This is a genomic window from Rivularia sp. PCC 7116, from assembly GCF_000316665.1.
Taxonomy (GTDB): Bacteria; Cyanobacteriota; Cyanobacteriia; order Cyanobacteriales; family Nostocaceae; genus Rivularia.
In genome coordinates, this window is sequence record NC_019678.1 from 2,952,423 (window position 1) to 2,966,461 (window position 14,039).

At 38.2% G+C, this 14,039-nt stretch carries 13 protein-coding genes; 3 read left to right on the top strand and 10 right to left on the bottom strand.

What is annotated here, in order from left to right:
• Positions 1–3 precede the first annotated feature (3 nt).
• From rpaB to RIV7116_RS11520, 3 genes are all read left to right on the top strand, one after another.
• Positions 4–732 carry a response regulator transcription factor RpaB gene (gene rpaB / locus RIV7116_RS11510; RefSeq protein ID WP_015118472.1) on the top strand — a complete coding sequence of 243 codons (729 nt, stop codon included), beginning with the start codon at positions 4–6 and terminating at the stop codon, positions 730–732.
• 188 nt (positions 733–920) lie between these two features.
• Positions 921–1,556, top strand: coding sequence for a cofactor assembly of complex C subunit B (locus RIV7116_RS11515; RefSeq protein ID WP_015118473.1), 636 nt, complete (start codon positions 921–923; stop codon positions 1,554–1,556).
• A gap of 136 nt (positions 1,557–1,692) precedes the next feature.
• Entirely contained in the window at positions 1,693–2,214 is a 522-nt protein-coding gene (locus RIV7116_RS11520; RefSeq protein ID WP_015118474.1) for a DUF456 domain-containing protein, read from the top strand.
• Positions 2,215–2,462: 248 nt separating this feature from the next.
• Here RIV7116_RS11520 and RIV7116_RS11525 read toward each other — a convergent pair whose 3' ends face one another.
• The 10 genes from RIV7116_RS11525 to dndD all read right to left on the bottom strand — a co-directional run bounded on the left by RIV7116_RS11525 (position 2,463) and on the right by dndD (position 13,980).
• A complete protein-coding gene (locus RIV7116_RS11525; RefSeq protein ID WP_015118475.1) occupies positions 2,463–3,218 on the bottom strand; it encodes an LEVG family PEP-CTERM protein in 756 nt (251 codons plus the stop codon).
• A 543-nt stretch (positions 3,219–3,761) separates the two neighbouring features.
• A complete protein-coding gene (locus RIV7116_RS11530; protein ID WP_015118476.1) occupies positions 3,762–4,571 on the bottom strand; it encodes an LEVG family PEP-CTERM protein in 810 nt (269 codons plus the stop codon).
• 890 nt (positions 4,572–5,461) lie between these two features.
• Positions 5,462–6,271 carry an LEVG family PEP-CTERM protein gene (locus RIV7116_RS11535; protein WP_015118476.1) on the bottom strand — a complete coding sequence of 270 codons (810 nt, stop codon included), beginning with the start codon at positions 6,269–6,271 and terminating at the stop codon, positions 5,462–5,464.
• 820 nt (positions 6,272–7,091) lie between these two features.
• Entirely contained in the window at positions 7,092–7,850 is a 759-nt protein-coding gene (locus RIV7116_RS11540) for a HEAT repeat domain-containing protein (protein ID WP_015118477.1), read from the bottom strand.
• Between the two features lie 131 nt (positions 7,851–7,981).
• Positions 7,982–8,473, bottom strand: a complete 492-nt coding sequence (locus RIV7116_RS11545; RefSeq protein ID WP_015118478.1) for a GNAT family N-acetyltransferase — start codon at positions 8,471–8,473, stop codon at positions 7,982–7,984.
• A 19-nt stretch (positions 8,474–8,492) separates the two neighbouring features.
• Positions 8,493–8,714, bottom strand: coding sequence for a hypothetical protein (locus RIV7116_RS11550; RefSeq protein ID WP_015118479.1), 222 nt, complete (start codon positions 8,712–8,714; stop codon positions 8,493–8,495).
• Between the two features lie 65 nt (positions 8,715–8,779).
• Entirely contained in the window at positions 8,780–9,187 is a 408-nt protein-coding gene (locus tag RIV7116_RS11555; protein WP_015118480.1) for a hypothetical protein, read from the bottom strand.
• Positions 9,188–9,746: 559 nt separating this feature from the next.
• Positions 9,747–11,279, bottom strand: a complete 1,533-nt coding sequence (locus tag RIV7116_RS11560) for a DNA phosphorothioation-associated putative methyltransferase (protein ID WP_015118481.1) — start codon at positions 11,277–11,279, stop codon at positions 9,747–9,749.
• Positions 11,280–11,455: 176 nt separating this feature from the next.
• Positions 11,456–11,842, bottom strand: a complete 387-nt coding sequence (dndE, locus tag RIV7116_RS11565) for a DNA sulfur modification protein DndE (RefSeq protein WP_015118482.1) — start codon at positions 11,840–11,842, stop codon at positions 11,456–11,458.
• Positions 11,843–11,991: 149 nt separating this feature from the next.
• Positions 11,992–13,980, bottom strand: a complete 1,989-nt coding sequence (dndD, locus tag RIV7116_RS11570) for a DNA sulfur modification protein DndD (protein ID WP_015118483.1) — start codon at positions 13,978–13,980, stop codon at positions 11,992–11,994.
• Positions 13,981–14,039: the final 59 nt, after the last annotated feature.

A 14,039-nucleotide genomic window follows, 5' to 3' on the forward strand; every position in this document is an offset into this window, starting at 1 on the left:
AACTTGGAGAGTCATAAAGAAAAAATCCTGGTGGTAGACGACGAAGCCAGCATTCGCCGGATTTTAGAAACGCGCCTTTCGATGATTGGCTATGACGTGGTCACGGCTGGCGACGGGGAAGAAGCTTTGGATACCTTTCGCAAAGCAATTCCTGATTTAGTTGTTTTAGATGTAATGATGCCGAAGCTTGACGGCTATGGTGTCTGTCAGGAATTGCGTAAGGAATCCGATGTCCCAATCATTATGCTAACAGCTTTGGGAGATGTGGCAGACAGAATTACCGGTTTAGAACTCGGTGCTGATGACTATGTCGTAAAACCATTTTCCCCCAAAGAATTAGAAGCTCGTATCCGTTCTGTACTAAGACGAGTAGATAAAACTAGTGCTTCTGGAATTCCCAGTTCTGGAGTTATACATGTAAGTACTATTAAAATCGACACAAATAAGCGTCAAGTCTATAAAGGTGACGAACGCATTCGATTAACAGGAATGGAATTTAACCTGTTAGAACTCTTAGTAAGTCGTTCGGGAGAAGCTTTTTCTCGTTCGGAAATTTTACAAGAAGTTTGGGGATATACACCGGAACGTCATGTTGACACCCGTGTAGTAGACGTACATATTTCCCGTTTGCGAGCTAAATTAGAAGATGACCCTTCAAATCCAGAATTAATTTTAACCGCAAGAGGTACGGGGTACTTGTTTCAACGCATAATTGAACCGGGGGACGAATGAAAAACTAGCAGTTAGGAGTGAATAAGAATAGTTAGGAGTTAAGAGTGAGGAGTGAAGAGTTGGATGTAATACGGTGTTTTTTGTGGAATTGATATTGATCGTTAACAGTTTCTTGAAAAACATAGCTGATAACTCATAACTCGTAGCTCGTAGCTCGTAACTTATAACTTATAAATAGATTCTTCTTCATGGCTAATCCAGATCCCAATCGCTTTTTAAGGCGTCTGCCTATCGTTGTAGGTGGGTTAGGCGCTGTACTTTTGTTAATTAACCGCTTGCAGTCACCGGAATTAACTGAATCCCAAGCTCGTGCTGATGTACTTGGTGTAATTCTGAGCGCTGTTTTAATCTTGACGGGTTTAATTTGGCAGCAAGTACAACCAAGAACACCTGATACTGTAGAACTTGTAGGCGAAAAAGTTTTTTTTCTTGCTGAAGATTTATCAGATGCTGTAAAAACAGAATTAGCTTGGGCATCTCACTTATTATTGACAAATACAGTAACTCGTTGCGTAGTAGTTTACTATCAAGGCAAAGTTTTATTGCGTCGGGGAATTTTAGGAGAAAAATCGGACGTTACACCCGGAGCAATATTAAAAAGAGTTTTGGAAAAGCATAAGCCAGTTTATTTAGTAGATTTAAAAGTGTATCCCGGAAGAGTTGAATTTGACTATTTACCAGGTAATACTCAAGGTGTAATTTGTCAACCAATCGGCGAAGAAGGAGTCTTAATCTTAGGAGCGCACGCTCCACGGAGTTATACCAAACAAGACGAAAATTGGATAGCCGGAATCGCCGATAAATTAGCTGTTACTTTAAAGTAAATTGGGAAATGGGAATTGCCCATTGGGCATTGGGCATGGGGGTAATAGGTAATTAGGTATGGGAATTCTTATTTAAGACTCTATCACTTCTGACCTATGCCCTATGCCCATTATTCATAATCAATAACTAAGAAGTATGCAAATTATCTACGGCTTAATAATTGTCTTGATGCTCGCAGGTGTGATTGGTGCTGTTGTTCCTGGAATACCGGGAACGAGTTTAATTTTACTTGGAATTATAATTTGGGGATTTATCAAAGGTTCTTTTGCCGCTATTAGTATTCCCTTGATTGTTACCGGAATCGTTTTGCTGCTGAGTATGGGGATTGATTTTTTAGCCGCATACTGGGGAGCAAAAAAAGCTGGTGCAAGTAAATGGGGACAAATTGGTTCAATGATTGGATTAGCTGTCGCATTCTTTGGATTATTGCCACCTTTTTTAGTTGTTGGTGGCCCTATAATAGGTATTTTTATTGGGCCGCTTTTAGGAGCAATTATTGGTGAATTAATTTATCGACGTAATTTAGTAGTGGCAGTAAAAGCTGGTGTGGGAATTGTTGTAGGTAGTTTGATTGGAAATATTATTCAAGGTTGTTTGGCTCTTGCAGCAGTTATATTTTTCGTTTTTACAACTTACACGCAGGTTTTTGGAGTTTAACTCTTAACTAAAGCCCCATAATAATAAAATAAAATTGGAGCATAGAATAAAATTCTATACTCCAATGAAATGTCACATCAAATTAAAAGCTCTATACAAAAAGCATGAGACGAAAGCCCCCTATAAGATTAATTTTTTTTGAAATTGGATACACCCACATTTCTTGCAACGGCTATATTCCCAATATCGTAATAGCAGATTAAAAAAGCTTAAAAAAGGTTTTGCAATAATTCTTTTGTATAAACAACCTACTTTTTAAGATTTTTACGCTTCTTAACACCAAACATACCAGCGACTGCTAAAGCGCCAAGGCTAAATGTTGTTGTGGGTTCGGGTACGGATTTAACAGCTTCGACTCCAGAAATTAATACACCATCACCACTTCCCGAGCCGTTAGTGTTACCAAGCTGTAGTACTAAAGAATTTACATTGTTTAACGTTAATGACTGGGTATTACCGTCTCCTAGTCCGTCTGCTAGAATCTTATCTGTAACACTCTGTCCGTTTACTTGAAGAATTCCGCTGCCTAATGATTCTACATCAAAGAAATCAATAGTAATTTCTTCCAATTCTCTTTCAAATTCAAATAAGAAACGACCTACTTCTAACCGACCTCCCTCAGAGGCTACGCCATTCTTTTGAATAGCAGCAGCACGAAGCCAAAATTCACCAGCACCTGCGTTTGTTCCAGCATCATTACCAGCAGAAGAAAATTTAATAAAACCGTCACCATAATTATTTGCAGTTGCTGCGTCATCAACAAATAATCGACTGAGCCCGTATTCTATTTCGGGAGCTTCAGCATCGTCAAACTCTAAACTTGTAACGCTGAAACCTAAGCCACTAGTACTAATAGTCTGGTTCGGGTCAAGAGTTTCAAGGTTTGTCAATTTAATCTCACCTTCTTGTTGAGGTATAAAGCTAGCAGCATGAGCAGCAGGTGCAGCAGCAGCAAATCCTAAACCTAAACCTAATATTCCAGCAATAACGTTAAACTTACGCATAATTTCCCTTCTTCTCTTGATTAAAACGAGGCGGTAACTAATGTGTTTTGTTCGCCTCTGATTACTTACTAAGCTAATAGACCAAATAGCAAAAACGTAAGCCCTAACAAGCAGAATTAATCCAAACTTTATTTTGAGAGAAAAATAGAAGTTTATTCCGGGAAATTGCGCTATTAAATGTGTAAGTACTTATTACAATCCAGCTTTTAATTATTATTTATTCCGCAGAAACTCTAGGTTTTTAAACTTTTAAAGGGTTGACCTTCAAAATAGTAGATACTTTTTCGGTAAGAACTAGGAAGTTTAAGTAATTTCTCTAGTATTTTTAATACAAAAAAATCGAAAAAAATTGAGTAGATAGATAATTCAACCAGAAAGTTTGAATTATTTATCTACTCAGTGAAGTTTAAAGAGAAGGGAATATTAAAATAAGTGTAGATGCGTAAATCTGAATAATATTTATACTAAATAAGATTTCAAATATTTCACTGGTTAGATGCAACCCTTAAGTGCAATAAGTAAGGGTAGATGCGGAAGTAGAACTTAAGCTTTTTGTGAAGCTCTCTTGCGTCGCTTTAATGTAATAACTCCAGCAACAGCTAAAGCACTCAAGCCAATGATATTTTCAGACTCAGGTATCTTCACTTCTAGTGAAACACCATCACCAGTGTTACTGAATACGCTGTCAGGGCCAGGATTACCCATCTGAACTACGAAGTCATTTACGTTTTTCAAGACTAGAGTCTGGATGTTGCTGTCAGGGCCTGCTGGAAGTAGCATATCGGCTAACATTTGTCCTGATAGCTCTTGTCCGTTGACTTCAAGAATGCCACTGAATCCTCCATCCTCAACATCAAAGAAGTCTAGTCTTACTTCATTAGCTGTTTTACCATTGAAATCGAACTTAAACCGGCCAACTTCTAAGCGTCCGTCTTCAAATGGTGTGGTTGAACCTTCTTCGTAAGCTACAGCACGGAACCAGTTTGTTCCTGCGTTTGGATTTGTTCCCTCGTCAGTATCAAGGAATGTAATACCGAACTGTGTTAAGTCGAAAGTGCCATTAGTTCCGTCGTTACGAGTACTTCTGTCGTCTGAGAATAAGCGACTTTCCACAAACTGTGGACCTTTTCCATCGAAGTCGTATTTTAAGCTCGTAACAGAGTAACCGAAATCTAAATCAGCTGTATCTATACAGTTGCTAGGGTCTAAACAACCAAGATTAGTTTCGATTTCACCTTCTATTTGAGGAACTAATGAAGCTGCTTGTGCTTGTGAAACAGATACTGTCGCAAAACCTAAACCGATAGTGGAAACTGCTGCAAGGGTTTTTACTAACTTTTTGATGTTTTTCATTGTTAATCTCTCTAGAAAATACTGATTTTTTAAATCTGTGTTTTGGATACTTTATTTGTGTGTTTTTTCGTATCCATATTTGTATAGTATTTCGGTGTAAGTGAATATGTCATCCCTTACCGACAGTATTTATCGCAACTTAATCTTGGGAGTAAATTTAGGTAAATTACTTAATTATTTATGAATAAAAAATACATTTAAATACTTATTATGTCTGGCTTATAATTCCATACAGTAGTCAGTTATTCTATGCTTCATGAAGACTTGTAGGTGTTTATAAAAAAACTTTGTAAAATCTGAGAATCTAACAAGAAATCTCGTAGTTTGGTTGATTTAAATCTGACAATAAAAAACCGCATAAAAGCAGAGAGTGCAGAGGAAAGAAGTAAAGAGAAATAGGTAATTAAGGAAAATATGCCAGTTGCGCCCATTCCTATAGTTATCAGTTAATTAAGGTTGTGGCAGCACTTACCCCAATCTGTAATTCTCAGGAAAATCAAGCTTGCTTCCGGGGAATCGCTATGTTTAATGTATTAGTAATTAAAAGTAGAATTTGGCTTGTTATTGTTACTGAGTAAATAACTATTCTCTACGTTGATAAAATGCTATCTTCAAATTGCTAAATATCTTTTTACGAAATAACTAGCAAGCTTCGGTAGTATCTCTAATATATTTAATAAAAAAAATGAAAAAAAATTGAGTAGATAGATAATTCAACCAGAAAGTTTGAATTATTTATCTACTCAGTGAAGTTTAAAGAGAAGGGAATATTAAAATAAGTGTAGATGCGTAAATCTGAATAATATTTATACTAAATAAGATTTCAAATATTTTATCGGTTAGATGCAACCCTTAAGTGCAATAAGTAAGGGTAGATGCGGAAGTAGAACTTAAGCTTTTTGTGAAGCTCTCTTGCGTCGCTTTAATGTAATAACTCCAGCAACAGCTAAAGCACTCAAGCCAATGATATTTTCAGACTCAGGTATCTTCACTTCTAGTGAAACACCATCACCAGTGTTACTGAATACGCTGTCAGGGCCAGGATTACCCATCTGAACTACGAAGTCATTTACGTTTTTCAAGACTAGAGTCTGGATGTTGCTGTCAGGGCCTGCTGGAAGTAGCATATCGGCTAACATTTGTCCTGATAGCTCTTGTCCGTTGACTTCAAGAATGCCACTGAATCCTCCATCCTCAACATCAAAGAAGTCTAGTCTTACTTCATTAGCTGTTTTACCATTGAAATCGAACTTAAACCGGCCAACTTCTAAGCGTCCGTCTTCAAATGGTGTGGTTGAACCTTCTTCGTAAGCTACAGCACGGAACCAGTTTGTTCCTGCGTTTGGATTTGTTCCCTCGTCAGTATCAAGGAATGTAATACCGAACTGTGTTAAGTCGAAAGTGCCATTAGTTCCGTCGTTACGAGTACTTCTGTCGTCTGAGAATAAGCGACTTTCCACAAACTGTGGACCTTTTCCATCGAAGTCGTATTTTAAGCTCGTAACAGAGTAACCGAAATCTAAATCAGCTGTATCTATACAGTTGCTAGGGTCTAAACAACCAAGATTAGTTTCGATTTCACCTTCTATTTGAGGAACTAATGAAGCTGCTTGTGCTTGTGAAACAGATACTGTCGCAAAACCTAAACCGATAGTGGAAACTGCTGCAAGGGTTTTTACTAACTTTTTGATGTTTTTCATTGTTAATCTCTCTAGAAAATACTGATTTTTTAAATCTGTGTTTTGGATACTTTATTTGTGTGTTTTTTCGTATCCATATTTGTATAGTATTTCGGTGTAAGTGAATATGTCATCCCTTACCGACAGTATTTATCGCAACTTAATCTTAAGAGTAAATTTAGGTAAATTACTGAATATATTCTCAATTTAAAATACATTGAAACACCTATTTTATCTGGCAGAAAATCGCCATACAATAGTCAGTTATTCTATGGTTCATGAAGACTTATAGGTGTTTATAAAAAAGCTTTGTAAAATATCATAATCTAACCAGAAATCTCGTAGTTTTATCGATTTAAATCTGGCAAAATCAACAATAGCAAGATATTAGGTATAAGACGCAAAATACAGTATTCTCTCGCTGAAAATTTCGCTGCTCACTTCCGATTACCCGCACGCGACATCCTCAGTTAACCTGTGTTTTTATTTGAGCGCCAGCACTCAGCGCTTACCTAAGATAGAGAAGCTGGGTAATAATTACCTACATTTGAATTTCGAGTCAGTCTTTGCTGCCCATAACTTTCAAATGAATAGCTCAAAATAACTACTCCCAATCATGGCATCCGCCTAAGCTTTCAGTGTTTGCCACATACTTTGACTACTAAAAGTGATTAAATTAAAGCTCAAATTGCCTAAATAGTTAAGATAAAACCTAGAAATTTCAGTTGCAAGCTGCGCTGAGCTTCACATTTCTACATATTTGTAGCTCAAAGCTATATTATTTAATAAATATTATCTAAAAATTAGATGCCAGCTAAAAATTGCTAACCGAATAACTGCTTCAAAACCAACCTTCTTGTTCGAGGGTTTCAATTAACTGAAGTCCACGAGGATCGCCAACTCCCAGTAGTGCCGCTTTTGTATCTTCGCGCACTCCTAAATCATTATCTTCAGCGAAAGCTTGAATTAAAGCATCAATAGCAGTAGCGTAAACAATATTTGAAGGTAGCTCCTTACATAATTGTCCTATTGACCAAGCACAATTGCTTCGTACAGCTGGCACAGAATCTTTGACTAAGCCTTCAATTAAAGGTGGCATCGCACCCACAACAGCTTCGTAACCAACTTCTGCCATTTGTGCAAAAGAACTAGCAGCCCACAATCGTACTGCGGAGATATCGGTTCTCAAGGCATCGGCTAAAGTGGCTAAACAACGTATATCTCGACAATTACCCAGCGCCCATACCACACCTTTACGTACATGACCGTTCCAGTCTTGATTGTATTGGTGAATCAACGGTTCAACCGCATCTGGGCTTGGATTGCGTCCAATGCCATATGCTGCACTGACTCGTACCAGAGGGCAAATATCTGTTAATAAACGAATTAAATGAGGAGTAGCGCGGGCATCTTCAATATCACAAAAAGCACGTGCCGCCAGCATTTTCTGCTGTGGCTGAGGATTTTCAAGCAGTGCTAACATAGCCTCCGGTGATGGTTTTTCCGCTTCCGACTCCGCGCTCAGCGGTTCCATCTTATCTAAAGGGCTTTCTAGCTCCGCTTCGACATCAAGTAGATAACGGTCATCTGCATCATACATAATCTTAAAATTACCATTACCCTGTAACTTTGGGAAGTAGGGGAATGGGAAAGACAGAAGAGAGGGGGGAGAGGGAGAAGAATAAATTCTTTAGTGTAACTGCTCACTGCTCACTACTCACTGCTCACTGCTCACTGTAAAGGTTTAACCATCCACAAAGATTGAGTTTGATAGCCAAGCTGGTTGTAGAGATTTATTGCTGGCTCGTTGGTTTGAAAAACCTGTAGTGCTATTTGGGTATCACCTCTTTCTTTAGCCGAGTTTTCTGCTTGCTGCATTAAGGCTGTGCCGATACCTTTGCGCCGATGTTGTGGATTTACGTAAAGAAGAAATATGTGTGTGTGACGCAATCCGCTAATCTGGTCAATAGCGTTCCCCATCCACAAACAAGCAATTGGACGTGTGGGAAATATATCTAATTGTTCTTGTTTTTCTGCTGAATATTCTACCCACCATAAAGGGGTTTCTGTAGAAAGATACTGCTCTACTGTTTGCGATAAATGTGAAAAATCTTGTCGCGGAAACATATCTTGGTAGGTGCGCTGCATGAATTTTACCAGCAGCGCTCTATCCAAGGTTGAGCCGGAACGAATTGTATAATCCGGTAGTAGTTTTTCTGCCACTAATAAGGTGTTCGCTCGCTTAAACTCTGCTGTTGCTTTTGTCTTCCAAGGAGGGAGACATTAATGATGCAAATTCTGATGCTACTCCTGTTTGCCATGTTCCGACACCTGCATCTTCTTCAATGGGTGCGGGTGCTGCCATATCTGATGGTAAAAATATACGAGCGCTAACTGCTACCAAGGCTAAGGAGAAAATTAATACTGCAATTAAAGGAGCAATGTATTGACGTAATATTGCCATATTCAGAAGCTTTAGTGATTAGTTTTTAGTTTAATGTTACACCGCTTAATGTAATTTAAACTATTTTAACGCTGTCTGTCTCTTTCCAAGTCAGCGATCGCTCTTTGCCAATACCAATTTTCTGACATGTCGGGATGATTTTGCTTAAGTTGTTTTACTAAGCGGTTTGCTGTGGGTTTATCGCCTCCAAGCAAAGTGAAAAGTTGATTTTGCAAATGTGCATCGGCTGTGGGTTCTGGGGTTGGGTATGGTGGCTGTGTAGAAAATGAGGAGCGCGATTGACGCTTTTTAAATTCCCAAAAGAGAACAAAATATAAAGTACCGAAGATAATTATTAAGCTAATGGTTCCTAGGAAGGTTACTAAATTCAGCGTTAAGTATCCCAAAATTAATTGAGAAAGAACGTAGCCGAGTATAATTCCTATGCTCATTAAAATTACAATCGATATAATACCGACGAATTCTTGCCCCATAAATCTACTTCCCTTCATAAAATATTGGTTTGAGCAAATAAGAATTATTGCTTCCAAGGGGCAAACACTGGCGATGTCAGTTTAGTTGAGCTTATTTAGCGGTTTAAAATAGCCACCAAACTACAATTGAGAGCATCACTTGATTATTTTTGGCAGGAAATTTTTCCGATATAAAGTGATTTTTTTTGCTCATAGCTTACTAAACATCAAAAGTATTAACAAAAAACTAATACTTATTTATACTCAATATTTATTTTTTGCCAGCGTGCCGACATTGGTCGTAAGTAACTCTATACAGGCTTTTAGCTGTAATTGACGTTTAGATAAACGCGGTCTTGAGTCAAAAAGTCTGAGACTATTTGTTACCAAAGCATCGCCTAGTTTGTAAAGTGCTATAAATTACCTTTAGCTATTCGTTGATGCTCGCACCCTGGCACAATAATTTTTTTTTAAGATTAAAACATGAACGATATCTTGACACAGTTGTATTTTCCTGTTGTGCCAATACGCCGAATTTTGGCAAGGATGGAAGAGAAAAATAATTCTAACTGATAACTTCTCACTGTTCGCTGGTTACTGATAAGTCCTCGCTCTCCTCACTCTCCTCACTTTCAAGCGTTACCTGTTCGCCATTGATTCGATAAAGCTGATGTCCCTTGATTTCTATACTTTTTTCTTCAAGACATTTTTGCCAACCTTCGCGGGTTCCAATTTCGCTGGGATTTTCAAACAATCCTGCTTGGACTTCAAGTTGAGTAAATTGGGCAAATTGTTCGTAAAGTGGATATTTGGGAGTGACAAATGTTTCTTTTCGGTGCAGTATAGGGGGATTTTCCCTTGTGGAATAATCGCCGCGAGTGATTTTGAATGTCTTTAAGTCGATAACAATGCTTGCTTTTAATGTTGGATGAGCATCAGTATCAAAGTCGGGATAATATAAATAAGATATTCGTGGTTCTTTGATGTGAAGTTTAACGAGCGTTGTTTCTTCCGGTCGCCCAAATGCACGACTGGCACAGCCTTCGTAGATTCGCAGTAATGGCTCTAGTTCTCCGAGCGCTTTGATGTGAACGTAGAGAGCGCTGGGTGTAAATTTACCAACTTTACTTTTATGGCAAGCTGCTCTAATAATTTTAGGTTCGGCTAAACTAAATAATTTTTCGTCGGCGACTTCGCAAGCATCTCGATATGTACCGAAAAATGCTTTGATGTCGTGGCGAATTTCTTGGGGTAACTCCGATAATCTAGGACGTTCTTCCTCGAACTGTACTAAAGCGAGATAAACCTGGATATCCAAAGAACGACGGTAGGCGATCGCATCCCATTCTGCTTCATCTGTTGCTTGCAATATGACTTTGAAAGCACGACGAATACTGGTAAATTCTACTAGTATTTTTGATTCGGCTTCTGGTTCTAATTCCCCTTCAACTGGCAGCCTGCCGCGTTTTGTATAAAATTTAATTAATGGTGCTAATTCTTGCTTGCAGTTTTCATATTTTTTGGTAGCAAGAATAATTCTGGGTGCAATTACGCGGGAACGATAGCACTCTACGCGAAAATTTTCTTTTTCTTGTTCGTCGCGGAATATGAAGAAAATCCCCAGAGCTACAGGTACTGCATCAACTTCTAAAGCGCTATCAATATATTGTTTGAGTTCTGCTTGTTCGTAATATTTCTGAAACGTATTGCGACGAGTTACTACACCATCCCCATAAGCTAATTGGTTTTTGCTGCTAATAGCACTGACTAATACTTGAGCGGCAACAATCAATACTTTGCCAGCTAATTTCCAGGCATTTTGAAGACTTTTGAGGCGTTCTTGGGTATCTTCAATCACATTGAGGATATAACCGAAATTAACTACATCAGCAGAAACCAAAGGTGCATCGGGTTTGTAATAGGGGTCCCAACCCGCACTTTTTACTTTCATAGCCGTCAATCTTTTCACATCACCGCCATGTCCGCATCCATAGTCAAAAAATGTGGTTTTAGTATTTATAATTTCAAATTCGACTGCCAATTTTATTGGACGAGATAAGTCTGTGCGGTAAATTGCTGCTCTGTGGCGTTCAATTGCTAAATCTTCCAGCATAAGACAAATTCAATTGGCAATTGGGATTTATTATCTCATATAAAAGGTATTGGTAATTGAGAATTGGTAATTGGGGATTGGGAATTGGGCATTGGGCATTGGGCATTGGTAATTGATCTTCCCCCTCACCCCCTCTTCCCCATCTTTCATCTCCCCCTCTCCCCCTCACCTTGCCCCTACTCTTGAGCGGCTAATTCGATCAAGTCTTCAATTTTCTTAATATTAGGATCTCCTGCTAAATAGGCAATACCGCGATGTAGATGCAAACGAAATTGAGTAGCAAGAGTTTCTTTGTCGGTTCCTAAACCGTCGTTATAGCAGCGTTGTTTGAGAGCTAAAAGCAGCATGTCGGACATTTCACCGCCAAATATTCGCCATGATAATTCAACGTTACTGTCTTGAGGTATCGGTACGGGAGAAGGAATAGTTTTTTCTGCCAATGAACGACAAAAACCCCACCGACATAAAATATTCCACTGGTCAATTTTGGTAAAGCGTCTGAGCTTCAAAAGTTGATCTTTGGCTGTTTGGGATAGGCGGATGCGTTCGATTGGTGATTCCATGATTTATTAATTGGTAATTGGTAATTGGTAATGGGTAATGGGTAATGGGTAATTGGGCATTGGGCATGGGGAATTGGTAATTTCTAACTTGCTACCTGATAACTGTTCACTGCTCACTGTTCACTGTTCACTGTTCACTGTTCACTGGCTTATTTCCAAAAATATCCGCTTTCTACGGTGGTTTGACGAGTGTTTTGAGAGTATTGCAAGACGTATTCGCGAGCTATGGCTTCGTTTTTTCGGAGAGTATCTACTTCTTTTTGAGCTATTTCTGTATCGGTGGAAAGCAATATTACTTGATGGGATGCTGAAGGAAAGTATCTTTCTATTAAGTTACTGCGGTGGGATGAATCTAAACGTCCTAAAGGAGTGTCAATAGCTACGGGTAAACGATGCCCGGATACTCTTGCTAATGCCCAAAGAAATGCGATCGCTAAAAGTTGTTTTTCGCCAGCAGATAAGCGGTGTTTATCAACTGGCTGAGAATTTAAGTCGTATAGGGAAAGGCTAAAGGTATTGGTGTCGATAACGATACGGTGTACTAAATCGGATTTGTGCAATAGATAGCGGAAGCATTCTGTGACTTCGTTTTCTAGTTTATTTAATTTTCTTAAGGTAAGTCTTTCGCGAAACATTTTTAGGGTTTCTTGTACTCTTGCTGATGCGTTGATAATATTTTCTTTGCTGTTACGTTCGATGGTTTGAATGCTATATTCTGTTAAGTCTTTTTTTAATTTCTCAATTTCTGTTTGTAACTCGATTAAGCGAAGAGCTATTGTTTCGCAATTATTTTTTATACTGGTAACTTTGTCCTGTGCTTTTTTCACAGAATCTACTAACTTTTGGTAATCTTCTGGTGTTGCTGCTGTTTGTATTTGTCTTTCTAAAGTAATGATTTCTTCTTCTTGATTCTTTAATTGCTCTAATTGTCGTTGAGCATGATTGCGAGCAGTTTTTAAGTAGTATAGAACATTTCCTACCTGACTCAAGCTTTCTGCATCTGCTAATAACCAAGGTTCTTCTTTTATAGATGTATTGATTGTTTCTACATCATCATCTAAAAAAGTTTTTATCCGATCTATTTTATCTTCTGCAATCTCTATTTCACTGATTAGCTCAAGCAAACGCTTGTCTCGTTCGATTAATATATCTCGGGCTATTTGCTGTTGCTGAATTTTTGATTCTATTTCTCCCCTTTGTTGAGCTTGGTTTAGTAGCGGTTCAATAAGAGTTAATGGTAAAACTCCGGCAGTTAGTTCGGTCATTTCCTGACGGGTGTTTTCCACTTCCCTAAGTTTTTCTGTTTTTTGCTGTTCTAACTGACTGCTTTCCGAAGCTATTTTTCCGCCTTCACTAAGAAATTTATCAAAGGCTTTTTGCTGTTGTGCTTCTGCTTTTTCTAAAGATGCTAATTCTTGTTTTTCTATCTTTTTAGTTTTTGTGTATTCTTCTTGCAGATGATTAAGCTGTTTTTCTATTTCTTCTAAATTCGCTAATTCTTTTGTATCTGCAAGCTCTTTACGTTTGCGATTCACTAATATTTCTAAATCTACTGTCAAACGTTCTGCTAATTCCAAACCTAAAAGGGCGCGAATTGCTTCAACTACAATGAAGGGTGGTTGTTCTTGTTCTGCTAATTCTTTTACCTGTTCGCCATCAAATAAAAACAGGTTAGAAATTCCTAAAGGTAAAAGGTTTTCGATGTATTCGTCCCAAATACTTACTAACCCCGTATCTAACCATTCATCATTTTCACCAATATCTAAAATGCCTAAATGGTCTTTACCATCTTTAGGGTTTTTTTCCCAAGTTCTAACTATACGATATTTTACAGGTTTATCGTTATCAATATGTTCAAAAGCGAGTTCAACGCGAGTTTTATCTGTAGGTGATTTATGACTATTTACGCATTGATTGAGAAAGTCATGATAACTTAAATTACCACGAGTAGAACATTGAGCGCGATGTCCGTAAAGTGCGAGGCGAATCGCATCCATAAATGTTGTTTTTCCGCCACCATTCATTCCACCAACTAAAATAATTGGACGAGGATTTTCGCTATCATTTGGCTCTAAGTTTATCACCTGACGACCGCAATATGGGCCAAAATTTTCTAAAACAAGTTCTAAAAATATCATATGAAAACGGGCATGGGGAATTGGGCATTGGGCATGGGAAGACGAGGAGAAATTAATTT